The 21422-nt window shown below is 63.9% G+C and carries 27 protein-coding genes; 12 read left to right on the top strand and 15 right to left on the bottom strand.

All coding sequences use genetic code 11. From position 1 onward, the window contains the following. The first annotated feature begins 120 nt into the window (after positions 1–120). Positions 121–495, top strand: a complete 375-nt coding sequence (gene cutA / locus G522_RS27355) for a divalent-cation tolerance protein CutA (RefSeq protein WP_051228724.1) — start codon at positions 121–123, stop codon at positions 493–495. 100 nt (positions 496–595) lie between these two features. On the opposite strand, the gene ctrA is transcribed toward cutA, so the two are convergent. Continuing rightward, the gene (gene ctrA, locus G522_RS0117115; RefSeq protein ID WP_026792093.1) at positions 596–1291 is read right to left on the bottom strand and encodes a response regulator transcription factor CtrA; all 696 of its coding nucleotides are present in this window, start codon (positions 1289–1291) and stop codon (positions 596–598) included. A 396-nt stretch (positions 1292–1687) separates the two neighbouring features. Between ctrA and fliI the strand changes: the two genes are divergently transcribed. Continuing rightward, positions 1688–3040: a flagellar protein export ATPase FliI gene (gene fliI / locus G522_RS0117110; protein ID WP_036839757.1), complete on the top strand. Its 1353-nt coding sequence runs from the start codon at positions 1688–1690 to the stop codon at positions 3038–3040. A gap of 6 nt (positions 3041–3046) precedes the next feature. Continuing rightward, positions 3047–3460, top strand: coding sequence for a flagellar export protein FliJ (fliJ, locus tag G522_RS0117105; protein WP_026792091.1), 414 nt, complete (start codon positions 3047–3049; stop codon positions 3458–3460). An 80-nt stretch (positions 3461–3540) separates the two neighbouring features. Here fliJ and G522_RS30095 read toward each other — a convergent pair whose 3' ends face one another. The 4 genes from G522_RS30095 to G522_RS0117085 all read right to left on the bottom strand — a co-directional run bounded on the left by G522_RS30095 (position 3541) and on the right by G522_RS0117085 (position 6551). Further along, complete coding sequence (locus tag G522_RS30095; RefSeq protein WP_156886974.1) at positions 3541–3714, bottom strand: hypothetical protein; 174 nt, start codon at positions 3712–3714, stop codon at positions 3541–3543. Between the two features lie 227 nt (positions 3715–3941). Beyond that, positions 3942–5036, bottom strand: coding sequence for a redox-regulated ATPase YchF (gene ychF, locus G522_RS0117095; RefSeq protein WP_026792090.1), 1095 nt, complete (start codon positions 5034–5036; stop codon positions 3942–3944). A 102-nt stretch (positions 5037–5138) separates the two neighbouring features. Further along, positions 5139–5843: an aminoacyl-tRNA hydrolase gene (gene pth, locus G522_RS0117090; protein WP_026792089.1), complete on the bottom strand. Its 705-nt coding sequence runs from the start codon at positions 5841–5843 to the stop codon at positions 5139–5141. Between the two features lie 75 nt (positions 5844–5918). Continuing rightward, positions 5919–6551 (bottom strand): 50S ribosomal protein L25/general stress protein Ctc, encoded by a 633-nt coding sequence (locus tag G522_RS0117085; protein WP_026792088.1) that lies wholly within the window; start codon positions 6549–6551, stop codon positions 5919–5921. A 224-nt stretch (positions 6552–6775) separates the two neighbouring features. Between G522_RS0117085 and G522_RS0117080 the strand changes: the two genes are divergently transcribed. Continuing rightward, positions 6776–7360 (top strand): hypothetical protein, encoded by a 585-nt coding sequence (locus G522_RS0117080; RefSeq protein ID WP_156886973.1) that lies wholly within the window; start codon positions 6776–6778, stop codon positions 7358–7360. Positions 7361–7463: 103 nt separating this feature from the next. Beyond that, positions 7464–8672 (top strand): AGE family epimerase/isomerase, encoded by a 1209-nt coding sequence (locus G522_RS0117075; protein ID WP_026792086.1) that lies wholly within the window; start codon positions 7464–7466, stop codon positions 8670–8672. Between the two features lie 87 nt (positions 8673–8759). On the opposite strand, the gene G522_RS0117070 is transcribed toward G522_RS0117075, so the two are convergent. The 5 genes from G522_RS0117070 to lgt form a co-directional block, all read right to left on the bottom strand. Next, a complete protein-coding gene (locus G522_RS0117070; protein ID WP_026792085.1) occupies positions 8760–9692 on the bottom strand; it encodes a ribose-phosphate pyrophosphokinase in 933 nt (310 codons plus the stop codon). A gap of 165 nt (positions 9693–9857) precedes the next feature. Next, a complete protein-coding gene (locus tag G522_RS27350) occupies positions 9858–10481 on the bottom strand; it encodes a hypothetical protein (RefSeq protein WP_156886972.1) in 624 nt (207 codons plus the stop codon). A gap of 122 nt (positions 10482–10603) precedes the next feature. Next, positions 10604–11374, bottom strand: a complete 771-nt coding sequence (gene pgeF, locus G522_RS0117060) for a peptidoglycan editing factor PgeF (protein WP_026792084.1) — start codon at positions 11372–11374, stop codon at positions 10604–10606. A 133-nt stretch (positions 11375–11507) separates the two neighbouring features. Next, positions 11508–12581: a class I SAM-dependent methyltransferase gene (locus tag G522_RS0117055; protein ID WP_026792083.1), complete on the bottom strand. Its 1074-nt coding sequence runs from the start codon at positions 12579–12581 to the stop codon at positions 11508–11510. Then, entirely contained in the window at positions 12578–13414 is an 837-nt protein-coding gene (gene lgt / locus G522_RS0117050; RefSeq protein ID WP_026792082.1) for a prolipoprotein diacylglyceryl transferase, read from the bottom strand. Before lgt ends, G522_RS0117055 begins: the two co-directional genes overlap by 4 nt. Before the next feature lie 272 nt (positions 13415–13686). Between lgt and G522_RS0117045 the strand changes: the two genes are divergently transcribed. From G522_RS0117045 to G522_RS0117030, 4 genes are all read left to right on the top strand, one after another. Next, positions 13687–13974, top strand: coding sequence for an accessory factor UbiK family protein (locus tag G522_RS0117045; RefSeq protein WP_026792081.1), 288 nt, complete (start codon positions 13687–13689; stop codon positions 13972–13974). Between the two features lie 251 nt (positions 13975–14225). Further along, complete coding sequence (locus G522_RS0117040) at positions 14226–14726, top strand: type III secretion system chaperone family protein (protein ID WP_026792080.1); 501 nt, start codon at positions 14226–14228, stop codon at positions 14724–14726. A 233-nt stretch (positions 14727–14959) separates the two neighbouring features. Next, the gene (gene uvrC / locus G522_RS0117035) at positions 14960–16945 is read left to right on the top strand and encodes an excinuclease ABC subunit UvrC (protein WP_084633245.1); all 1986 of its coding nucleotides are present in this window, start codon (positions 14960–14962) and stop codon (positions 16943–16945) included. Positions 16946–17023: 78 nt separating this feature from the next. Further along, positions 17024–17461 (top strand): VOC family protein, encoded by a 438-nt coding sequence (locus G522_RS0117030; protein ID WP_026792078.1) that lies wholly within the window; start codon positions 17024–17026, stop codon positions 17459–17461. A 63-nt stretch (positions 17462–17524) separates the two neighbouring features. Here the strand turns inward: G522_RS0117030 and G522_RS0117025 are convergent, their stop codons facing one another. The 3 genes from G522_RS0117025 to G522_RS0117015 form a co-directional block, all read right to left on the bottom strand. Next, on the bottom strand, positions 17525–18202 hold the full coding sequence (locus tag G522_RS0117025) for a DUF1345 domain-containing protein (protein WP_051228722.1): 678 nt from the start codon (positions 18200–18202) through the stop codon (positions 17525–17527). Between the two features lie 107 nt (positions 18203–18309). Next, positions 18310–18876, bottom strand: a complete 567-nt coding sequence (locus G522_RS27345; protein WP_036839753.1) for a TetR/AcrR family transcriptional regulator — start codon at positions 18874–18876, stop codon at positions 18310–18312. A gap of 1 nt (position 18877) precedes the next feature. After that, entirely contained in the window at positions 18878–19222 is a 345-nt protein-coding gene (locus tag G522_RS0117015; protein WP_026792076.1) for a DMT family transporter, read from the bottom strand. A 213-nt stretch (positions 19223–19435) separates the two neighbouring features. Between G522_RS0117015 and pgsA the strand changes: the two genes are divergently transcribed. Genes pgsA through G522_RS0117000 form a run of 3 tightly spaced genes read left to right on the top strand, consistent with a single transcriptional unit; the run spans position 19436 to position 20755 of the window. Beyond that, the gene (pgsA, locus tag G522_RS0117010) at positions 19436–20014 is read left to right on the top strand and encodes a CDP-diacylglycerol--glycerol-3-phosphate 3-phosphatidyltransferase (RefSeq protein ID WP_026792075.1); all 579 of its coding nucleotides are present in this window, start codon (positions 19436–19438) and stop codon (positions 20012–20014) included. Positions 20015–20018: 4 nt separating this feature from the next. Next, positions 20019–20270, top strand: coding sequence for a molybdopterin converting factor subunit 1 (gene moaD, locus G522_RS0117005; protein ID WP_026792074.1), 252 nt, complete (start codon positions 20019–20021; stop codon positions 20268–20270). 2 nt (positions 20271–20272) lie between these two features. Next, positions 20273–20755, top strand: coding sequence for a molybdenum cofactor biosynthesis protein MoaE (locus tag G522_RS0117000; RefSeq protein ID WP_036839751.1), 483 nt, complete (start codon positions 20273–20275; stop codon positions 20753–20755). Here the strand turns inward: G522_RS0117000 and G522_RS0116995 are convergent. Next, positions 20752–21159, bottom strand: coding sequence for a type II toxin-antitoxin system VapC family toxin (locus G522_RS0116995; RefSeq protein ID WP_026792072.1), 408 nt, complete (start codon positions 21157–21159; stop codon positions 20752–20754). The genes G522_RS0117000 and G522_RS0116995 overlap by 4 nt on opposite strands. Next, the gene (locus G522_RS0116990) at positions 21159–21371 is read right to left on the bottom strand and encodes an AbrB/MazE/SpoVT family DNA-binding domain-containing protein (RefSeq protein WP_026792071.1); all 213 of its coding nucleotides are present in this window, start codon (positions 21369–21371) and stop codon (positions 21159–21161) included. Before G522_RS0116990 ends, G522_RS0116995 begins: the two co-directional genes overlap by 1 nt. Positions 21372–21422 lie beyond the last annotated feature (51 nt).

Genomic DNA, 21422 nt, shown 5'->3' with positions numbered 1-21422 from the left:
CGCAAATGGGGGTCCACTTTCGTGGGATATGGTCTAGCATGGGCTCGTGGAAAAGGAAACGTGCCGTGCCGGCCGCGATTCTCTCCGGCCCGGTAATTTCCTGAAGCTGCGGGAGAATTCATGTCGAAACCTGTCGACGACCTGCGCATCGTCAGCGTCACCTGTCCGGACGAGGCGACGGCGCTCGCCATCGCTCGCCTCGTCGTGGAGCGGCGCCTTGCCGCCTGCGCCAACATCGTACCGGGCGTTCGCAGCGTCTATCGCTGGATGGGCGAGGTCAACGAGGACAACGAGGTGCTCGTCACCATGAAGACGCGCGAGGACTTCGTGGAATCGCTGTTTACAGCGATCGTCGCCAATCATCCCTATCAGCAGCCAGCCATCGAAGTGGTGGCGCTGGCCGGTGCCGGACGCGGCGTTGCCGCCTGGATCCGGGCGGAAACCGGCGGCGAGGGCAGCACGGCGCTGCCCATGAGCTTCAAGTCCGTCGAGTAGGATCCGTTCAGGCAATAAAAAACCCCGGCAAAGCCGGGGCGCAAAATCGAGCGCGGCGCGAAAGGGGAAAACGCGCCGCGGCTCGTTGGGTTGGGTCGTGTCAGACCGCTTCCTGGATCTCGTCGGGCTCGCGCAGCACGTAGCCGCGGCCCCAGACGGTCTCGATATAGTTGCGGCCATCGGTGGCATTGGCGAGCTTCTTGCGAAGCTTGCAGATGAACACGTCGATGATCTTCAGTTCCGGTTCGTCCATGCCGCCATAGAGATGGTTGAGGAACATCTCCTTGGTAAGCGTCGTTCCCTTGCGCAGGGAAAGCAGCTCCAGCATCTGATATTCCTTGCCGGTCAGATGCACGCGGTTGCCATTGACCTCGACGGTCTTGGTGTCGAGATTGACCACCAGATCACCTGTCACGATGACCGACTGGGCATGGCCCTTGGACCGGCGGACGATGGCATGGATGCGGGCGATCAGCTCGTCCTTGTGGAACGGCTTGGTCATGTAGTCGTCGGCACCGAAGCCGAGACCGCGCACCTTGTCCTCGATATTGCCGAGGCCGGACAGGATCAGGATCGGCGTCTTGACCTTGGACACGCGCAGCGTCCGGAGCACTTCATAACCAGACATATCCGGCAGATTGAGATCCAGCAGAATGATGTCGTAGTCATATAGCTTGCCGAGGTCGATACCTTCCTCGCCAAGATCCGTCGTATAGACGTTAAAGCTCTCGGACTTCAGCATCAGCTCGATGCTCTGTGCGGTCGCGCTGTCGTCCTCGATCAGCAAAACTCGCATTCCGTTATCCCCTTTTTCTAGGGCCTCGGGCCCGACATCCTGTCGGTAGCTCGTCCGGTCTTCCGCCGGACATGGCTTATCGGATCCAAGGCTAGTCCCGAATGGTTAACAAACAATGATTCTCGGCCGCAAGCACTTTGACGAAAATCCTACGAAAGGTCGGGCAGGTCCTTAGGATTCAACGATAAATCGGCCTTGGTTATCCTCACCTAGCAAATTAACATTTTTGCCTAAGCGATTCTGCCGACTCTACGAAGATTCCTTGTCCACACCCCGGATGACCCGGTCGGTCGCCGCCGTACTCTTAAGCAAAGTATTAACGCCCGACCTTAACGAAGCGTTACACTGACCAGCAAATCCGAATCAATTTGGCAACCTTTTGCCGGAAACGCCGCCATGCCCCTCGATCGGCTCGCCGCCGAAATCGCCGCCCTCCGTCCGCTTGAGATTTACGGACGCGTCTCCAGCGTGCAGGGCATGCTGGTGGAGGTGGCCGGTCCGGTGCAGGAAATGAGCGTCGGCGCCCGCCTGATGGTCAGTGGCTTCGGTGGCGCCCAGGTGCCGGTGGAGGTGGTCGGCTTCAACAACGGCAAGGCGCTCTGCCTGCCGTTCGCCTCGATGGAGGGCGTGCGCCTCGGCGCCAAGGCGACGATCGCCACCTCCTCGGCGTCGGTGCGGCCGTCGGACGGCTGGCTCGGCCGGGTGGTCAATGCTTTCGGCGAGCCGATCGACGGCAAGGGGCCGCTCCCCCTGGGCTCACGGGAAATGCCGCTGCGCGCTTCACCGCCACAGGCGGCCGAGCGGGCGCGGGTGGGGGATCCGATCGACCTCGGCGTCCGTGTTCTCAATACCTTCGCCACCTGCTGCCGCGGCCAGCGCATGGGCATCTTCGCCGGCTCGGGCGTCGGCAAGTCGGTGCTGCTGTCAATGCTGGCCCGCTACACAGCCTGCGACGTGTCGGTGATCGGCCTTGTCGGCGAGCGCGGCCGCGAGGTGCAGGAGTTCATCGAGGACGACCTCGGCGAGGAGGGCCTCGCTCGTTCGGTGGTGGTTGTGGCAACTTCCGACGAGACGGCGCTGATGCGGCGGCAGGCCGCCTATATGACGCTGACCATCGCCGAGCATTTTCGCGACGAGGGGCAGGACGTGCTCTGCCTGATGGACTCGGTGACGCGTTTTGCCATGGCCCAGCGTGAGATCGGTCTGTCGGCCGGAGAACCACCTACGTCTAAAGGATATACGCCGACGGTGTTCGCCGAGCTGCCGCGTTTGTTGGAACGTGCCGGCCCAGGACCGGTGGGCGGCGGCACCATTACCGGCCTGTTCACCGTGCTGGTCGACGGCGACAACCACAACGAACCAGTGGCCGACGCGGTGCGTGGCATCCTCGACGGCCATATCGTCATGGAGCGCGCCATCGCCGAGCGTGGGCGCTATCCAGCGGTCAACGTATTGAAAACAGTGTCGCGCACCATGCCGGGCTGCGTCGAGGAGGAGATCCGGCCGATGATTCGCGATGCCAAGCGACTGATGGCCACCTTTGCCGATATGGAGGAACTGATCCGCCTCGGCGCCTACCGGCGCGGCAGCAACCCGGAAGTCGACCAGTCGATCGACGTTTCCGGCCCGCTCGAAGCCTTTTTGACCCAGGGAAAAGACGAATGCACCCGTCGTCATGACGGTTACCGCGATCTTGCTCACCTTTTGGAAAGCACTGTCGGTTTACGATACACGCATTCCGGGGAGTAATTTGAAATGAAATCTCGCAACAGTCTCATCCGACTCAAGCGGTTTCAGGTCGACGAGAAGCGTCGGCAGGTGATGCAGATCGAAATGATGATTGCCGAGTTCGAGCGCATGGCTTCCGAGCTCGACGAGCAGATTCTGGCTGAGCAGAAGCGCAGCGGCATTACCGACATCACGCACTTCGCCTATCCGACCTTCGCCAAGGCGGCGATGACCCGTCGCGACAATCTCATGGGATCGGCCAACGATCTCAGGGGACAGCTCGACGCGGCGCAGGCAGCGCTCAGCGAGGCGGTGGAGGAGATGAAGAAGATCGAGCTTCTGGAAGAGCGCGATCAGATGCGCGAGAAGACCGCTCAGGACATGGCCGAGCAGGACGCGCTCGACGAAGTGGCGGGCCGCCGCTCCTATCACGCCAGTTGATCTTCCCAGCCGGCGTCCTTTTGTCTTTCATCGCTCCGGATCGATTTCGGGCGGGCATGCCAAGCGTGCCCGCCGTTTTCTTATGGTGCCTGCCAGCTGGTGGCGACACCGGCGCCCGCCGTTCCGGAAATCTCGACCGTGACGGAGAAATTGCCCGGCCAGATGCGATCGGGCAGGGTGCGGGCGGCGACCACGGTGGTCAGCGCCACCAGTGCGGCGGCGATCCAGCTCAGAAGTTTGGTCTTGCGGGCCATGGCATGCTGCCGTTCTCGTGTGGCGCGATCCCTTCCGCGCCATGATGTCACCGTATTACCGCCGGCTTGAACAGGTGCCGAACCCATCGTTCATCTCGCGTTCATCGCGGTAAACAATTGGTAAACGGACTGTTCCAATCGGAAATGCACAAAGGGAACCATCAATAGAAACGCCGACGCCGCCACGAAAGTTCCGCGGCGGCGTCGAAAATGTGGCGAAAATCGTATCAGGTATTGAACTTGAACAGCATGACGTCACCGTCGGCGACGACATACTCCTTGCCTTCGTCGCGGGCCTTGCCCAGTTCCTTCGCCTTCACCTCGCCATAGGCGATGTAATCCTCATAGGCGATGGTCTGGGCGCGGATGAAGCCACGCTCGAAATCGGTGTGGATGACGCCGGCGGCCTGGGGGGCCTTGGTGCCCTTGACGATGGTCCAGGCCCGCGTCTCCTTCGGGCCGACTGTGAAATAGGTGATCAGGCCGAGCAGGTCGTAGCCGGCGCGGATCAGCCGGTCGAGGCCCGGCTCCTCGAGACCGAGCGTCTCCAGGAATTCCTTCTGCTCGGCATCGTCGAGCTGGGCGACCTCGGCCTCGATGGCCGCCGAAATGACCACGGCCCTGGCACCCAGCTTCTCGGCCATCTCGAAGACGCGCGCCGACTGGCTGTTGCCGCTGGCGGCCGCCGCTTCCTCGACGTTGCAGACGTAGAGCACGGGCTTGGAGGTCAGGAGGTTGAGTGCGTTGAAGGCGGCTTCCGAGCCCTTGGGGATGGATGCGGTGCGGGCCGGGCGGCCGTCGCGCAGTACCTCGAGGGCGAGGTCCATCAGCTCGACCTGCTCCTTGATGTCCTTGTCGCCGCCCTGGGCGCGCTTCCTCAGCGGCACCACGCGACGCTCAAGGCTGTCGAGGTCGGAGAGCATCAGCTCGGTTTCCACCGTCTCGGCGTCGCTGACCGGATCGATGCGGCCCTCGACGTGGGTGATGTCATTGTCCTCGAAGCAACGCAGCACGTGGACGATGGCGTCCACCTCGCGGATGTTGCCGAGGAACTGGTTGCCGAGGCCTTCGCCCTTGGAGGCGCCGCGCACCAGGCCGGCGATGTCGACGAAGGTGATGCGGGTCGGCACGATCTGCGCCGACTTGCCCTTCTCGGCCAGCACCGTGAGGCGCGGGTCGGGAACCGCCACCTCGCCGGTGTTCGGCTCGATGGTGCAGAAGGGATAGTTTGCCGCCTGGGCGGCCGCGGTCTTGGTGAGCGCGTTGAAGAGCGTGGACTTGCCGACGTTGGGCAGGCCGACGATGCCGCACTTGAAACCCATGGTGATCAGGCTTTCGTAAAAGGCGTGAAGTCTGGCGTGGTGTTAGGGAAGCGCGCCGCTGCCCGTCAAGGAAAATGTCCGGATGGCTGGCCAGCGTCTGGCCTAGCGTCTGTCCTTCTGGGCCAGCAGGCTGCGGAGCACCGCCGCCATGGCGTTCTTCGGCGGCGGCTCGGCGGGGGCGGTGGCAACCGGTGCGGCCGCCTCTGTCTTTGCCTCAGGCTTCGGCTTGCGGTCCGGCTTTGGCTCGGTGATGGCGTGGACGCGGTTGGCGAAGGTGGCGTCGGCGCCTTTCACCAACTCGCCGGCATTATCGGCGATGGCGTCGAGCAGCTTCACCAGCCAGTCGCGATCGGCCTTGGCGAAGTCGGAGAGCACGTGGGCGTGGACGAGCGCCTTATCACCGGGGTGGCCGATGCCGAGCCGCATGCGGCGGTAGGCGTCGGTGATCTGCGCGGTGATGGAGCGCAGGCCGTTGTGGCCGCCATGGCCGCCGCCCACCTTCATCCGGAGCTTGCCGGGCGGCAGGTCGAGTTCGTCATGGATGATCACGACGTCGGACGGCGCGAGCTTCAGGAAGCGCATGGCCTCGCCGACTGAACGGCCGCTCTCGTTCATATAGGTCTGCGGCTTCATCAGCAAAACGCGTTCGCCGTCGATGGTGCCTTCCGACACCTCGGCCTGGAAATTCTTCCGCCAGGCGGGAAAACGGTGGCGCGTGTGGATGACGTCGGCCGCCATGAAGCCGATGTTGTGGCGGTTCGACGCGTATTTGGCGCCGGGATTGCCGAGACCGACTAGAATGAGCACGCGCCTCTCCCGAAAAGATCAGGGGTTCCGACCTCGCGACCGGAACCCCGAATGTCAGGCTTAAGACCGAAGCAATCAGGCCTTGGGGGCCGGCGCAGCAGCAGCCTCGGCCTCGGCCGGAGCAGCGGTCTCTTCCGAGGTACCGGCCGCCGAGCCGACGATCGCGGCGACGGAGAAGTCGTCATGACCGATCAGCGTCGCGCCTTCCGGCAGCGTCACGCCGGAGATGTGCACGGAATCGCCGATGTTGAGCGCGCCGATATCGACGGTCAGGTGCTCGGGAATGTTGTTGGCGGAAACCAGCAGCGCCACTTCGTGGGCGGTGATGTTCAGAACGCCACCACGCTTGATGCCGACCGACTTGTCCTGGCCGACGAAGTGCACCGGCACGTTGACAGACACCTTGGTGGTGTCGGAGACGCGGATGAAGTCGACATGGACGAGGGTGTCGGTCACCGGGTCGAGCTGGTAGTCGCGCGGCAGAGCCTTGATCTCCTTGCCGTCAACCTTGAGGGTGACGACGTGGGTCATGAAGCCGCCGGCGTGCAGCTTGAGGAAGGTTTCCTTGGTATCGACAGCGATCGCCAGCGGCGGCTGCTTGTCGCCATAAACGACGGCGGGCGTCTTGCCTTCGAGGCGCAGGGCACGGGCGGACCCCTTTCCCACCCGGTCGCGCGGCGAGGCGATGAGCTCGTAGGTCTGAGCCATTTTCTCGTGCTTTCTAATTCGGAGTACTGGCGGCGGCGGCCACGCGGCCGACACCGATCCGACGCTCCCTCCAGGGGGGTCGGCGCGGATGCGGGCGCTATAGCGGAAACGGCCGGGGAAGGCAAGGGAATGCGGGATTTTCCGGGCGAAGCGCATAGGAAGGATGGGATCAGTCGAAGGGCGAGGATGGATTCTTCCCACTACTTCCGGTTACAAACATCTCGTTGAAAGTGTTGCTGCATGGTGCCGATATGAGATCCTTTGCCGCCGCCGTCGCGTTTGCCTGTCTGTCAGCCGCCGCCTTCCCCGCTGCCGCCGAGGACCAGCCCGTGCCATCGCCCATATTTCCAGGCTGGGTAACCAAGGTGGCGGAAACGGAAACCGTTTTTTATTACTGTGTCTCACCCAAGATCTGCGGCAAAGATTCGATCGTTAGCTTCCACTTTCATGATCTGCCGGCCCCGACCAAAGCCGATATTCGCGCGAAGCAAAAAGAACCTCGCCTGCCCATCACCTGCAAAAATGCCGGCAGTTACGAAACGTGCGAATATCCGAATGCGATCGACAAGAAGGGCCGACCGACCCATTGGCGACCGTTGCCCGCTCCAGGGTTTACCGCCGATTTTTTCCATAGCGGCCATCTATCCGCACATATGCCGGCCGGCTCCAATAGCCATTTTCTGATAACACTCGTCAGTTCGGCGGCGAGCTATCAGCAGGCCAAGAAGAACTATGCGATGTTCCAGGCCTCCCTGGGCAGAACGATCGCTCATTCGATGGCTGACCTCGCGCGGCGCTCCACGCTCTGATGCGCGCCGGCGCTTCGAATTTCTTCGGTCTGGAATTCCTGATGAAAACGTTTAGGAAGACCGGGCCGGGCCTTCGCGTCCGGCCGGACAGGAGCGGAAGGCCATGGCGACGGACGGCAAGGGCAGGCGGGCGGAGGTTTTGCGCGAGCTGACCGACAATATCCTGCCGTTCTGGCACGGGCGTATGCGCGATCCGCAGGGCGGGTTTTTCGGTGCTGCCGACTGCAATGGTATCGTTGATAAAGGCGCGCCGCGCGCCTCGGTCGTCAACGCCCGCATTCTCTGGACCTTCGCCACCGCAACGCGGGTGCTCGGCGCCAGTTATCGTGCCACTGCCGACTGGGCCTTCGACTATCTCAGGACACGCTTCCTCGACGGCGAGCATGGCGGAATCCACTGGCTACTCGACGCCGAGGGGCATCCGGTGTCTGACCGCAAGCAGATCTACGCCCAGGCCTTTGCCATCTACGCCTTTTCCGAATATGCCCGCGCCACCGGCGACCGCGACAGCCTGAAGCTGGCGATCGATCTGTTCCGGCTGATCGAGAAGCACGCCGCCGACCGCGAGCGCGGCGGCTATATCGAGGCGCTCGACCGTGCCTGGGGGCCGCTCTCCGACATGCGGCTATCCGACAAGGATCTCAACAGCCCGAAGTCGATGAACACCCACCTCCATATCATGGAGGCCTACACCAACCTGCTCCGCATATGGCGCGACCCGGCGCTGGTAGCGCGGCAGGCCGAGCTTATCGCCGTCACACTCGACCGCGTCGTCGACGGCCAGACCGGCCATTTCAAGCTGTTCTTCGACATGGACTGGCGGTCGCTGAACGATCACATCTCCTACGGCCATGATATCGAAGGCAGCTGGCTGCTTGTCGAGGCGGCCGAGGTGCTCGGCAACGAGGCGCTGATCGCCAGGGCGAGGGCGGCTGCCATCCTGATGGCCGAGCGAACGCTGGCGGAGGGGCGCGATGCCGACGGCAGCCTTCATTACGAAGCGCACGGCGACGGCCGGCTGATCGATGCCGACAAGCATTGGTGGCCGCAGGCCGAGGCGCTGGTCGGCTTTCAGAATGCCTGGGATATGACGGGAAATCCGGCGTTCGGCGATGCGGTGCGCGATGTCTGGGCCTTTATCCGCGATCATGTGGCTGACCGCGCGCATGGCGAATGGCACGCCAAGCTGACGCCGGACGGCCGGCCCTATACGTCGGCCGAGGATGCCGACGCCTGTCTCGCCGGCCCCTGGAAATGTCCCTATCACAACAGCCGCGCCTGCTTTGAGATGCTGGAACGGCTCAAGGGGTGATGCAGAAACAGAAACGCCATGGCCCGCAGAACGAACCATGGCGTTAAATCTGACCGAACTCGGGCAGCCCTTTGGCCGCCCAATCCCTTAAATGAACAGGCTCGACACCGACTGCTCGGCGGCGGTGCGCGAGATGGCTTCGCCGATCAGCGGGGCGATGGAGATCGAGCGCAGCTTCGGACTGGCCACGAAATCCTCGGTCGGCTGGATGGAGTTGGTGAACACCATTTCCTTCAGCTTGGAAGCATCGATGCGGGCGATGGCGCCGCCCGTCAGCACGCCGTGCGTCGCGTAGGCGGTGACCGACTTGGCGCCCTTCAGCAGCAGCGCGTCGGCGGCGTTGCACAGCGTGCCGCCGGAATCGACGATGTCATCGACCAGGATGCAGTCGCGGCCATCGACGGCGCCGATGATGTTCATCACCTCGGATTCGCCCGGGCGTTCGCGGCGCTTGTCGACGATGGCCAGCGGCGCGTCGATGCGCTTGGCGAGGGCGCGGGCACGCACCACGCCGCCGACGTCCGGCGACACGATCACCACGTTATCGGTGGCGTAGCGCTCCTTGATGTCGCGCACGAAGACCGGCGCGGCAAACAGGTTGTCGGTGGGGATGTCGAAGAAGCCCTGGATCTGGCCGGCGTGCAGGTCGAGAGTAAGGACGCGGTCGACGCCGGCATTGGTGATCAGGTTGGCGACCAATTTGGCCGAGATTGGCGTACGGCCCTGCGAGCGGCGGTCCTGCCGGGCGTAGCCGAAATAGGGCAGTACGGCGGTGATGCGCTTGGCCGACGAGCGACGGAGCGCGTCGGTGATGATCAACAGCTCCATCAGATTGTCGTTGGCCGGGTAGCTGGTCGACTGAAGAACGAACACGTCCTCGCCGCGGACGTTCTCGAGAATCTCGACGAAAATTTCCTGGTCGGCGAAGCGCCGGACCGAGGTCTTGGTGAGCGGTCGCTCGAGATATTCGGAGACCTGTTCGGCCAGCTTCGGGTTGGAGTTTCCAGCGACAAGTTTCATGAACGTCGACCTCGCGAAAAGACCATGCCGCCCCAGGTGAGGGAGGGGGCAGCGACCGGCTGGCTGGCTGGTTTCGCGCGCCTTTTAGCAGCGCGACAGGGGCGCGTAAACACGCGATCTCGCGAATGCTGCCATGTCGTCGACGTTATGCGCTGGCTTATAAGGTTAAAGCGTACCGGCAGGCGGCTTGGTCGCGCCGACACCGGCTTGAGCGGCCGGCGCCCCGGCCATCGACGGCTGTGGCAGGCGATTGATCCAGGCGTAAACGTCCTCGACGGTGCGAGCAGCGACGGTGTCGAGGGTACCGCCGGACACGCCCTGCCATGGGTCGTCGTTGACGCCACCGGCGATTTCGACGCCGGAGAAGCGCAGCACACGGTTGCCGCTCTGATCGATGATGTCCCAGACATAGGTCACGTTGGTGCCAACATCGCCGCCGACGGCCGAGAGATATCCCCAAACGTGGTAGGTGGCCGTGGTGTCGATGCGGCGCACGAGGTGCAGGTTGCGCTGTTGTGCGTATTTAGCGATGGCTTTCGCCAAATCCTGCTGCTTGTCGGTCGGCACGCCCTTGATCTGATCGAAGGAGAACGTGGCAATGGCGGCCGGCACGGCCGGCACGGACGGCTGCGTCGCCTCCGGCGGCGCCGGCACCGTCGGCCCGGCAAGGACGGCCGGCTTCGGGCGAACGGGCGCGGTCGACTGGCAGGCCGTGAGCACGGAGGCGAGGGCGATTGCCAGGACGGCGCCCGACATCCGGATTGATCCGGTGCGCTTCGTTCCGCTCATGAAACCCATCCATCCGCCTCCCGGCAAATCACAGCCGTGTGCCGTTAGAGCATTTTTCGGTCCGTCTGAAAACCGTTTTTGCGTTGCCTATCCCTTGGTTGAGGGCAATGGCCCAACCGGCATCAGGGCCCTTCGAGCGCGATGGCCGCCAGGTGCCGGCCATAGTCGGCCTCGCCGTTCAGCGTCATGCGGCGGTAAGAGAAGAAGCGCGCCTCGTCGCCGAAGGTGCACAGGCCCAAATTGGTGGCGCGGATGCCAGCCCGCTCCAGCCGGAAGATGATGTAGCCCGGCAGATCGAACATGGCGTGCCCCGCTCGCTTCGACGGTACGAACCAACGATCGATCGCCTCGCCGGCCTCGCGGAAGCGGGCGACGAATTCCGGCCCCACCTCGTAGGCGGCGGCGGAAATGGTCGGACCGAGGCTGGCCATGATGTCGCCGCGCCGGCTGCCGAGTTGGACCATGGCGTCGATGGTCGCCTCCAAAACGCCGGTGAAGGCGCCTTTCCAGCCGGCATGAGCGGCGCCGATCACCCGCGCCTCGGCGTCGGCGAACAGCACCGGCCCGCAGTCGGCGTGGCTGGTGCCGAGCGCAATGCCGGGAACGCGGGTTACCAAGGAGTCGGCTTCCGGATTGTTTTCGACGGCCCAGGGCTCGGTGACCACCACGACGTCGGGCGAGTGCACCTGATAGAGGGTGACCAGCTTGTTGCGGGGGACGCCGACGGCATCGGCGATGCGGCCGCGGTTTTCCGTGACGTTGGCCCGCTCGTCGTTGGAACCGTAGCCGGTGTTGAGGCTGGCATAGAGCCCCCCCGACACGCCGCCCTCGCGGGTGAACCAGCCATGGCGTATGCCGGGGAGGGCCGAGAGGACGGGCGAACGGACGATCATCTGGGTATTCCGGGAGAGGGCGTTGGACGCGGTCTATGTCCCTCTAGGGACAATGCAAACGCGACCATTTTCGGGCGGGGTTTGGGAAAGAGCATGACATTGTCCGGATGGCTCGGCTTCGTTGGCGTCCCCTTTAGAAACCGGGCAGTTCCATCGGCGGGTGCGTCACGGCCATTGCCTTGAACAGCGTGCCCATTTCTTCCGGGCCGGCCAGTCGCTCCACGGCCGCGACGATGTTCTGTTGTTCCTCTTCGCTCCGACCGCTGCCAAGGGCACCGGCCCTTTCGACGAGGCCCATGGTGATGAGGAAATCGCCCTGGGTGATTGGTCCAAGCACACTGGCGCCCTCGGCGACCGCTGCTTGGGCGAGGCGATCGAAATCGACGTGGGCGGTGAGATCGCACTCGCCGGGCTCACTGAGCGGGTCGGCATAGTGGTGGGACCGCACGGCCTGCAGCGTCTCGCCAAAGCCGCTTTTCAGGTGGCCGTAGTCGAAAATCAGCGCGGCGCCGCCATGCTGGACGAGGCGATGGGCGAGGGTGGCGACGATCGCCTCGGCCGGGCGGTTGATCTCGGCCACAGCACCGATGGATGCCTCGCTGGCACCCGCTGGCAGCAAGGCGAGGTCGGGGGCGGCGGCGCCGATGCCGAACGCGAGATTGTCCCGTTCATCGAGGCCGACGACGCGCTCGCGCCAGCCGCGTTCGCTGCGGACGAACTGGCGGATCGGCAGGGCATCGAAGAACTCGTTGGCGATGACGATCAGCGGCCCGTCCGGCAGGTCGTCGATGCGGTCGTGCCAGACGGGGCTGGCCAGGCCGGAGAGGCGGGCCTCCTGCCGGCGGCGCAGCTCCGGGCTGATCTCGACGAGGTGTACCTCGGCGGCGCGGATGAAGCCGGGATCGACGCGGCCGGCGCGGAGCAGGTCGGCCATCAGCGTGCCGCGCCCCGGACCGAGTTCGACCAGCGACAGGCGTTGCGGCCGGCCGAGCGCCTCATGGGCGGCGACGCACCAGATGCCGATCAATTCGCCGAACATCTGGCTGATTTCCGGCGCGGTGATGAAATCGCCCTCGAGGCCGATGGCGGTGCGGGTGGTGTAATAGCCGTGCTCGGGATCGGACAGCACGAGGCTCATGTAGTCGGCGACCGAGATGGGGCCGACGGCGGCGATCAGGCGGCGGATCTTCTCTTCAAGACCGGTCATGACGACGGTTCCGGCCGCCGCGTCCGGCCGCCCAGTGCCAGGACAACCAGGGCCAGGGCGGCGACGGCAGTGATGGCCGACAGCAGCATGCCCATGGTCAGGAAGCCGCCGGCGAGGAAGCCGACCTGCGGATCGGGTTCGCGCACCGTTTCCACCAGGATGCGGGCGGCGGCGTAGATCAACCCGAAAATGCCGACGGCAAGGCCGGGCTTCTTGAGGATGCCGGATTTCCAGATCAGCGGCGTCAGCACGGTGAAGATCAACAGACCCTCGAGGCCAGCCTCGTAGAGCTGGCTCGGGTGGCGGGGCAGGCCGTCGGAATTGGGGAAGACGAAGGCCCAGGGCACGTCGGTGACCCGGCCGTAGAGCTCGCCGTTGACGAAGTTGGCAAGGCGGCCAAGGAACAGGCCGACCGGCACGGCGGCAGCCGACAGGTCGAACACGGTGAGCACGTTGAGGCCGCGCCGGCGGGCGAACAGGTATTGGGCGATGGCCGTGCCGATGAAGCCGCCGTGTACCGACATGCCGCCGTGCCAGATCTGCAGGATCTCCCAGGGGTTCTCGCTGTAGGCAGCAAAATTGTAGAACAGGATGTAGCCGACGCGGCCGCCCAGCACGACGCCCAGCGTCATCCACACCAGGAGGTCGTCGATGTCGGTGGCCTTCGGACGCTTGAGGCCGTTCCACAGCCGCTCGGTTTCCACCAGACGAATGATGTACCACCAGCCGAAGATCAGACCGGTGACATAGGCGAGCCCATACCAGCGGATGGAGACGGGGCCGAGTTCGACGAGGACGGGGCTGATCGGCGGGAAGGGCAGGGCAAAAAGCATTGTGGTCCTTCTGGCGAATGGCGGCGCGAACCCCCGGGGTGGCAATTCCCGCGAGCGAGGATTGATGGGCGTTCAGTCCTTCGTCAAGTCTGATGAGGGCTTAACTTAGGCAAATGCTTGTTAATCTGGCATTGTTCGCTAGGGCATGCCGCGTTTGCCGTTGATTTCCGGCGAAAGGGAACCTTTCTCCCGTCTCGATCATCTTCCGCTTGAAGCGAAACGGGCGAGGGGCCAAATAGAGAGTCTGACCTGCCACTCGGGAGACGACTGCCATGACGACCGGCCCCCAGGGACGCATCTTCGACGAATTCGCCAAGCTGATGAACGACGCCACCGGGTTCGCCCAGTCGGCTGGGCGGGAAGTGTCTTCGGCTTTCCGTGCTCAGGGCGAGCGCTTGGCCTCGGAACTCGACCTCGTTCGCCGCGAGGACCTCGAGACGGTGCAGGAGATCGCTACCCGTGCGTTGGCCGAAGTAGAGCGGCTTTCCGCCCGTGTTGCCGAGCTCGAGACCCGGCTTTCCCACAGCGAAGCCGAGGCGGAAACCGCCGAGGGACCATAAGGGTTTCCGTTTCAACGGTCTTCAGGCATATTCTGAAGTCAACGTGAGATTCGTGCGCCTCCTGTATCGCGGACTGGCGCATGTTGGGTTGCTGAATTCCGGGCGGTTCCGGCCGCTTCGGTGTTGCCAGTTGGCGGTTCTCCGTCCCTGGCTCAAAGCTGTCGGCGTCGGCGTTTCGCCTTGGCGGAGCAATGAAGGTCGACATCGGTATCGGCACACGCTGTTTCGCAGCGGCAACCCTGGAGGTCAAAATGACCCTCATCGACGTGCATCCCGAGCGAACCGCCAATCCCGTGGACGAGATCGAACTGCTCGCCGCGCAGAACGATTGGACGTTCGAGCGCTCAGACGACGACGAGATTGCCATCTCCATCGCTGGCGACGGCGCGGATTACAACGTCGCGGTCAGCTGGCTCTCCGAGATCGAAGCGCTGCATGTGGCCTGTGCCTTTGATATCAAGGTGCCTACCGTCCGCAAGGCCGAGGTGACCAAGCTGTTGGCGCTGGTCAACGAGCAGCTCTGGATCGGCCATTTCGACATCTGGCAGGCGGAGGGCGTGGTGATGTACCGCAACACGCTGCTGCTGACCGGCCAGGCCGAGGTGACGTCGGAACAGATGGAGGCGCTGATCGAAACGGCGGTCGACACCTGTGAGCGGCATCGCCTCGCCTTCGATTTCGTGGTGCGCGGTGGCCGCAACGCCAAGGAGGCGCTCGACCATGCGCTGCTGGAGACGGTTGGCGAAGCCTGAGCCTTTTGTCTGGTGATCAACGAGGTCCCGGTCGCTTCATCGGCCGGGACCTTCCTTTTTGATGAGGGCTGCCGCCATCGGCTGACGCAGCCATCCTTGATATGCTAGTTGAGCCGCCCGCGAATCCCAGAGCATCGTGCGGAAAAGTGGGAACCGGTTTTCCGCAGAAACGATGCGACACCAAAAAGAGAGAGCGGTGTGCGTTCCCTTGAACGCGCATCGCTCCAGAGCCCATGACCGACGATCCCGATCTCATTCCCGATATTGACGCCGACGACGCCCCGACTGCCGAGCTGCCCGAGCTCGAGGACGCGGTGGAGGAAGAGGGCGGCGAGATCGACCTGTCGACGGCCGAGACGCGACGCGGCGTCGAGGTGGTGCAGGCGATGGTGCGCCTGTTGCCCAACAGCCCCGGCGTCTATCGCATGCTGTCGGTGTCGGGCGACGTGCTCTATGTCGGCAAGGCGAAGAGCCTCAAGAAACGGGTGACCAACTACACAAGGCTCGGCCAGCTGCCGACCCGCATCATCCGCATGGTGCAGGCGACGGCGGCGATGGAATTCGTCGTCACCAAGACCGAGACGGAAGCGCTGCTGCTCGAGGCTAACCTCATCAAGCAGCTTCGCCCGCGCTTCAACGTGTTGCTGCGGGACGACAAGAGCTTTCCCTATATCCTGATCACCGGCGACCATGCGGCGCCGCAGCTCGTCAAACATCGCGGCGCCCGCTCGCGCAAGGGCAGCTTCTTCGGCCCCTTCGCCTCGGCCTCGGCGGTGACGGCGACCATCAATGCCATGCAGAAGGCGTTCCTGATCCGAACCTGCTCGGACGGCGAGTTCGAGACGCGGACGCGGCCCTGCATGCTCTACCAGATCAAGCGCTGCTCGGCGCCCTGCACCGGCGAGATTGACGCCGCGGGCTATGCCGAGCTGGTCCGCGAGGCCAAGGATTTCCTGTCCGGCAAGAGCCGCCAGATCAAGGAACATCTCGCCATCGAGATGAACACCGCCGCCGAGAATCTGGATTTCGAGCGGGCCGCCGTCTGCCGCGATCGTCTCGCCGCGCTCAGCCATGTGCAGAGCCGCCAGGGCATCAATCCGCAGGGCATCGAGGAAGCCGACGTGTTCGCCGTCCATCAGGAGGGCGGGCAGACCTGCGTCGAGGTGTTCTTCTTCCGCACCGGCCAGAACTGGGGCAACCACGCCTTCTTCCCCAAGGCGGGTGGTGCCGAGGCCGGCGAGGCGCTGTCCTCGTTCATCGCCCAGTTCTATGACGACAAGCCATGCCCGTCGTTGGTGCTGGTCAGCCACACCTTCGAGGACATGGCGCTGATGACCGAGGCGTTGTCCGAAAAGGCTGGCCGCCGGGTCGAGGTGCTGCGGCCGCAGCGCGGCGAGAAGAAGGACGTGGTCGAGCAGGCCGTGCAGAACGCCCGCGAGGCGCTGGCCCGCCGCATGGCCGATACCTCGAGCCAGCTGAAGCTGCTGGAGGGTGTCGGGCGGGTGTTCGGACTTGCCGAGACGCCGAAGCGCGTCGAGGTCTACGACAATGCCCACATCATGGGCTCCAATCCGGTGGGCGGCATGATCGTTGCCGGTCCTGGCGGATTCGTGAAGAACCAGTATCGCAAGTTCAACATCCGCTCGACCGACATCACGCCGGGCGACGACTTCGGCATGATGCGCGAGGTGATGGAGCGGCGGTTCTCGCGGCTGGTCAAGGAACACGGCAGCCGGGCCGAGGCGCCGCGCGACGAGGACGGTTTCGGACCGTGGCCGGACCTGGTGCTGATCGACGGCGGCGCCGGCCAGCTGTCGGCGGTGAAATCGATCATCGACGAACTGGGCATCACCGACGTGCCGCTGGTGGGTGTCGCCAAGGGACCGGACCGCGACGCTGGCCGCGAGCGCTTCTTCGTGCCGGGTCGGCCGGATTTCATGCTGCCGACCCGCGACCCGATCCTTTACTTCATTCAGAGGCTGCGCGACGAGGCGCACCGCTTCGCCAACGGCAGCCATGCGACACGGCGCTCCAAGCAGATATCCGAAGGCGGCCTGCAGGAGATCCCCGGCGTCGGTCCGACGCGCAAGCGGGCGCTGCTCAACCACTTCGGCACGCTCAAGGAAATCGAGCGGGCGGCGCTGACCGACCTCGAAAAGGTGCCCGGCATTTCCGCCGCCACCGCCAAGGCCATCCACGACTTTTTCAGGAAAGGGTGACGGCCAGCGACCAGTCCGCAATGGCTCGCCGGCTTGTCCCTCTTGCTTCGCGGCGAAGTGACACCAGGGGGAGGAAACATGGCGATCAAGCGGATGGACAACGTGGGAATCGTCGTTGAGGACCTCGGAGAGGCAATCGAGTTTTTCCGCGAACTCGGCCTCGAGCTGGAAGGGCGGGCCACAATAGAAGGCGCATCGGCCGGTCGCATCACGGGGCTGGGCGACCAGCATGTGGAAATCGCCATGATGCGCACGCCTGATGGTCACAGCCGTCTCGAGCTTTCGCGCTTTCTAAAGCCTGCGGTCGTCGAGGATCACCGGAACGCTCCGGTCAACGCCCTCGGCTATCTCCGCGTCATGTTTGCCGTGGACGACCTCGATCAGACGCTCGAACGGCTTCGCGCACGCGGTGCTCAGCTTGTTGGCGAGATTGTTCAGTACCAGGACGTCTATCGCCTCTGCTACATCCGCGGGCCTGAAGGGCTCCTCATCGGGCTCGCCCAGGAAATAGGCTGAGCGCCAAGCAAAGGCTCGCGACGGGAGCCGTACGCTCCGACGCAGTGCTGATGTCTCAACTCCTCACAACAGGCTCGCACCGACGTTGATGGCCATGGCCAGGATGGCGGTGTTGAAGAAGAAGGCCAGAACGGAATGGGCGAGCGCCACGCGGCGGATGCGCGGTGTGGCGATGGCGACATCGGCGGTCTGGGCGGCAACGCCGATGGTGAAGGAGAAATAGGCGAAGTCCCAGTAGTCCGGTTCCTTGATATGATCGGGGAATATCAGGCGGGGCCCAGTGCCCTCGCGCAGATAATAGTCGTGGGCGTAATGCTGGGCCATGATGGTGTGGATGAACAGCCAGCTGATCAGAATAGTCACGGCCGCCGCCGCCACCCGCCAAGCCCTCAACGGGTCGTCCGCATGGGCACGCATCAGCTCGGCGACGATGGCGATGAGGCTCGACAGGGAGGCGGCAATCGACAGCAGGATGATCGTCCACTCACCTTCGTCGTGGCGGGCGGCGCGCACCCTTAGTTGATGGACATTGGACCTGATCATCATCGCCCAGGTCGTCACGAGATAGAAGCCGATGCCGGTATCCCAGCCGATCAGCAGATGGATTTGGCCCTTGAAGGCGATGGACGAGATGAAGCCTGCGATGATGCCGATCACCATGCCGGTGATGAGGCGCGGCCTGATCCTCAGGGCATGAAAGCTGCGGACCAGAACGGAACGGCGGGGAGATGTTGTGATCATGACGCCTCGGATGACGAGCAACTTCGCCAGCTTTATCCTGCGCGGTCGGAGTTGCAATCGCCATTGTTCGGCTGCGGTCACCCAAGCCACCGCTTCGGGTGGCTATTCTAGACCGTGGTCCCCCGAAGGAGGAAGTCGCGCATCTCTGTCCGTTTCTCGACGGTGACGCCGGTGAGATCGGCGAGCCATATGCCGTCCGCCGCGAGGCGGATGGCGGCGAGCGCCAGCGTGCCGTCGGTGTCGCGGTGGCGTTCCTGGCGGTCTTGAACCCAGTCCGCCCAGAGCTGCCGCAAGGGCGGGTCGGTCAGCATGGAGATGGCGAGCGCCGCCCAGACGGCGGCGTTTCCTTCCGGCTCGATGGCAAAGACGGAGTCGATATAGGCGCGCGTGAAGGCGCCGTGCGGCTCGGGATCGGCGGCGATCCGCGCATCGAGCTGGCGATCGAGCGCGTCCAGGAGATCGGCGAAGACGGCGTTGATCAGCGCCTGCTTGCTGGGGAAATGATGCAGCAGACCGCCCTTGGTGACCCCAGCCGCCTCGGCGACGGCCTGAACGGTGACAGCGGCGAGCCCGTGTTCGACAGCCAGCCTGGCGGCGTGATCCAGCAGGGCGCGGTGGACGAGCTCGGGCCGCTTCTTGCGCCGATAGCCGGTTTCCGGAGCGTCGGTTTCCATCTCAGTGAACTGTGCTGCGCGACATCGTGTTGAGGACGATGGTGCCTAGCACGATCAGGCTCATGCCGAACAGCGCCCAGGTGTCGAGCGCCTGACGGAAAACGAAGAAACCGATGGTGGCGGTCAGCACGATGCCGACGCCGCTCCAGATCGCATAGGCGATGGCGAGCGGGATCACCTTGAGGGCCTGCGACAGGAAGAAGAAGGCGGCGGTGAAACAGATGGCCATGCCCAGGGTGGGCAGCGCCTTGGAGAACTGCTCGCTCTTCTGCAGCAGCGACGATCCCGTCACCTCGGAGAGGATGGCAAGCGCGAGAAAGCCGTAGGCGGAGAGGGCGGGGTTCATGGAGAGCTCCTGAAATCGGCGCGAAAGATACCGATTGGTCGGTTTCTTTTCAAGTGCGGGAGAGCCACATCTTCGTGACCGGTGTCTCCTGGTGATGGCTTCACGCCACGGTGAACGTCGAACATTTACCGCGCTGACTTTCGGCGGCTGCCGACCCTTGCCCTGACAGGGACATCGTGCAATGTCTTTGGCGGATCAACATATGTCGGCGCTATGAAATTCGTCTGGTCCCTGCCCAACATCCTCACCTATCTCCGCATCGTCGCCGTGCCGGCGGTGGTCGCCGCCTTCTACATCGAGGGTGACGCTGGGCGCTGGCTGGCCTTCGGCCTGTTCGCGGCCGCGTCGATCACCGACTATTTCGACGGCTATCTGGCGCGCCTGTGGAAGCAGCAATCGACGCTTGGTCGCATGCTTGACCCGATCGCCGACAAGCTCCTGGTGTCGGTCTGCCTCTTGGTGCTCACCTATTACGGCACCATCGGCGGCTTCTCGCTGTGGGCGGCGGTGATCATCCTGATGCGCGAGATCTTCGTGTCCGGCCTTCGGGAATTCCTCGCCGATCTCAAGGTCAGCGTGCCGGTCAGCCGCCTCGCCAAGTGGAAGACGACGCTGCAGCTGATCGCCATCGGCATCCTGCTGCTCGGCCCCACCGGCGACAAGCTGGTGACCGGCATCACTGAGCTCGGCATTGCCATGCTGTGGACGGCGGCCATCGTCACGCTCTACACCGGCTATGATTATTTCCGCAGTGGCGTCGTCCATCTGATGGAGGCAGGTCATGAGCCGTGAGCCGGTGCTGATCCGCTATTTCGCCTGGGTGCGTGAACGCATCGGGCTGTCCGAGGAACGGCTGGCGCTACCGGAGACAGTGGTGACGGCCGGCGATCTGGTCCGCTGGCTGTCGGGTCGCGGCGATGCCTACGCCTTTGCCTTCGAGACGCCCGACACCATCCGCGTCGCCGTCGACCAGCTGCATATCGAGCAGGACGAAGCGCTCGGGGACGCCCGCGAGATCGCCCTGTTTCCACCGATGACCGGCGGCTGATCATGGCAGCGACCGAGCCGCGCATCATCGTCCGCGTCGGGCCCGACGATTTTGACGTCGGCGCCGAGATCGATGCCTTGCAGGCTGGCGACCCTGCCGTTGGCGCGGTGACCAGCTTTGTCGGCTATTGCCGCGACGAAGGCGGCCGGCTCGCTGCGCTGGAGCTGGAATACTATCCCGGCATGGCCGAGGCAGAGATCGGCCGCGTGGTCAACGAAGCCGTCGCCCGCTGGCCGCTTTACGCCATCACCGTCGTCCATCGCGGTGGCCGCATCAAGCCGGGCGAGCGCATCGTGCTGGTGGCGGTATCGTCGAGCCACCGCGACGCCGCCTTTGCCGCCTGCGACTATGTGATGGACTTCCTCAAGACCCGCGCCCCCTTCTGGAAGAAGGAGCACCCGGCCGACCGAAGCGAAGGTGGCTGGGTGGAAGCGAAGGCCCACGACGATGCGCGGGCCGAGCGGTGGAAGGGTGAGAAGGGCTAGGAGCCTGCCTCGTCAGGTTTTACCGCAGCGGCCGATTTCGGCACGTAGCGGACACCATCCAACTCTTTGAAATGTGCGTCGCAGGTCAGAAGATCGGCGCCGAGTCGCTGTGCGGTGGCGTAAATAATGGCGTCGGCGGTAGCCAGTCTGTACAGCCTGCACACCTCGGCGGCCGCAAATGCGATCTTGGCATCGAGCGGGATGACCGCATATCCTTGGCTGATCGCGAACACTTCGTCAGCCGTGCGTTCACCGACTTTGCGGGTGAAGAACTTCACAAGTTCGAGCTGGACGATCGTGGGAACAATCCAGTTCTCCGGCGAGGGGAGTTCTTGCCCGACAATCCGCCCTGCATGGGAATCGCTTAGGTATTCAATCCATGCGGAGGTATCCACGACACGCATCAATACCGATCCTCGCGGTCGCGGTAGCCATCTGTATCTATCCCGGCTGCGACGCCAACGAGGTCCTTGAGCTTCGGCACCGGAATGAGCAGAACGCCAGTCCCCTTGGGAATGAACGCGAATTCCTGTCCCGCCTCCCATTTCTGCTCTGCGCGAACTTCCTTGGGAATGGAGATCTGGAATTTGGAAGAAAGCTTAGCTGTCGCAGACATAGTGCTACCGTCCTTCGATCGATGCTTAATTGGTAAGATGGTATCATCGAC

This window comes from Pleomorphomonas oryzae DSM 16300 (genome assembly GCF_000422965.1).
Lineage (GTDB): Bacteria > Pseudomonadota > Alphaproteobacteria > Rhizobiales > Pleomorphomonadaceae > Pleomorphomonas > Pleomorphomonas oryzae.
This window is presented reverse-complemented; position numbering and strand designations above follow the sequence as displayed.

Bases quoted from the DNA above. Each gene is read 5' to 3' on its own strand.
- cutA (WP_051228724.1), top strand. From the start codon at position 121: ATGTCGAAACCTGTCGACGACCTGCGCATCGTCAGCGTCACCTGTCCG.
- ctrA (WP_026792093.1), bottom strand. From the start codon at position 1,291: ATGCGAGTTTTGCTGATCGAGGACGACAGCGCGACCGCACAGAGCATC.
- fliI (WP_036839757.1), top strand. From the start codon at position 1,688: ATGCCCCTCGATCGGCTCGCCGCCGAAATCGCCGCCCTCCGTCCGCTT.
- fliJ (WP_026792091.1), top strand. From the start codon at position 3,047: ATGAAATCTCGCAACAGTCTCATCCGACTCAAGCGGTTTCAGGTCGAC.
- G522_RS30095 (WP_156886974.1), bottom strand. From the start codon at position 3,714: ATGGCCCGCAAGACCAAACTTCTGAGCTGGATCGCCGCCGCACTGGTG.
- ychF (WP_026792090.1), bottom strand. From the start codon at position 5,036: ATGGGTTTCAAGTGCGGCATCGTCGGCCTGCCCAACGTCGGCAAGTCC.
- G522_RS0117085 (WP_026792088.1), bottom strand. From the start codon at position 6,551: ATGGCTCAGACCTACGAGCTCATCGCCTCGCCGCGCGACCGGGTGGGA.
- G522_RS0117075 (WP_026792086.1), top strand. From the start codon at position 7,464: ATGGCGACGGACGGCAAGGGCAGGCGGGCGGAGGTTTTGCGCGAGCTG.
- G522_RS0117070 (WP_026792085.1), bottom strand. From the start codon at position 9,692: ATGAAACTTGTCGCTGGAAACTCCAACCCGAAGCTGGCCGAACAGGTC.
- G522_RS27350 (WP_156886972.1), bottom strand. From the start codon at position 10,481: ATGAGCGGAACGAAGCGCACCGGATCAATCCGGATGTCGGGCGCCGTC.
- pgeF (WP_026792084.1), bottom strand. From the start codon at position 11,374: ATGATCGTCCGTTCGCCCGTCCTCTCGGCCCTCCCCGGCATACGCCAT.
- G522_RS0117055 (WP_026792083.1), bottom strand. From the start codon at position 12,581: ATGACCGGTCTTGAAGAGAAGATCCGCCGCCTGATCGCCGCCGTCGGC.
- lgt (WP_026792082.1), bottom strand. From the start codon at position 13,414: ATGCTTTTTGCCCTGCCCTTCCCGCCGATCAGCCCCGTCCTCGTCGAA.
- G522_RS0117045 (WP_026792081.1), top strand. From the start codon at position 13,687: ATGACGACCGGCCCCCAGGGACGCATCTTCGACGAATTCGCCAAGCTG.
- G522_RS0117040 (WP_026792080.1), top strand. From the start codon at position 14,226: ATGACCCTCATCGACGTGCATCCCGAGCGAACCGCCAATCCCGTGGAC.
- uvrC (WP_084633245.1), top strand. From the start codon at position 14,960: ATGACCGACGATCCCGATCTCATTCCCGATATTGACGCCGACGACGCC.
- G522_RS0117030 (WP_026792078.1), top strand. From the start codon at position 17,024: ATGGCGATCAAGCGGATGGACAACGTGGGAATCGTCGTTGAGGACCTC.
- G522_RS0117025 (WP_051228722.1), bottom strand. From the start codon at position 18,202: ATGATCACAACATCTCCCCGCCGTTCCGTTCTGGTCCGCAGCTTTCAT.
- G522_RS27345 (WP_036839753.1), bottom strand. From the start codon at position 18,876: ATGGAAACCGACGCTCCGGAAACCGGCTATCGGCGCAAGAAGCGGCCC.
- G522_RS0117015 (WP_026792076.1), bottom strand. From the start codon at position 19,222: ATGAACCCCGCCCTCTCCGCCTACGGCTTTCTCGCGCTTGCCATCCTC.
- pgsA (WP_026792075.1), top strand. From the start codon at position 19,436: ATGAAATTCGTCTGGTCCCTGCCCAACATCCTCACCTATCTCCGCATC.
- G522_RS0117000 (WP_036839751.1), top strand. From the start codon at position 20,273: ATGGCAGCGACCGAGCCGCGCATCATCGTCCGCGTCGGGCCCGACGAT.
- G522_RS0116995 (WP_026792072.1), bottom strand. From the start codon at position 21,159: ATGCGTGTCGTGGATACCTCCGCATGGATTGAATACCTAAGCGATTCC.
- G522_RS0116990 (WP_026792071.1), bottom strand. From the start codon at position 21,371: ATGTCTGCGACAGCTAAGCTTTCTTCCAAATTCCAGATCTCCATTCCC.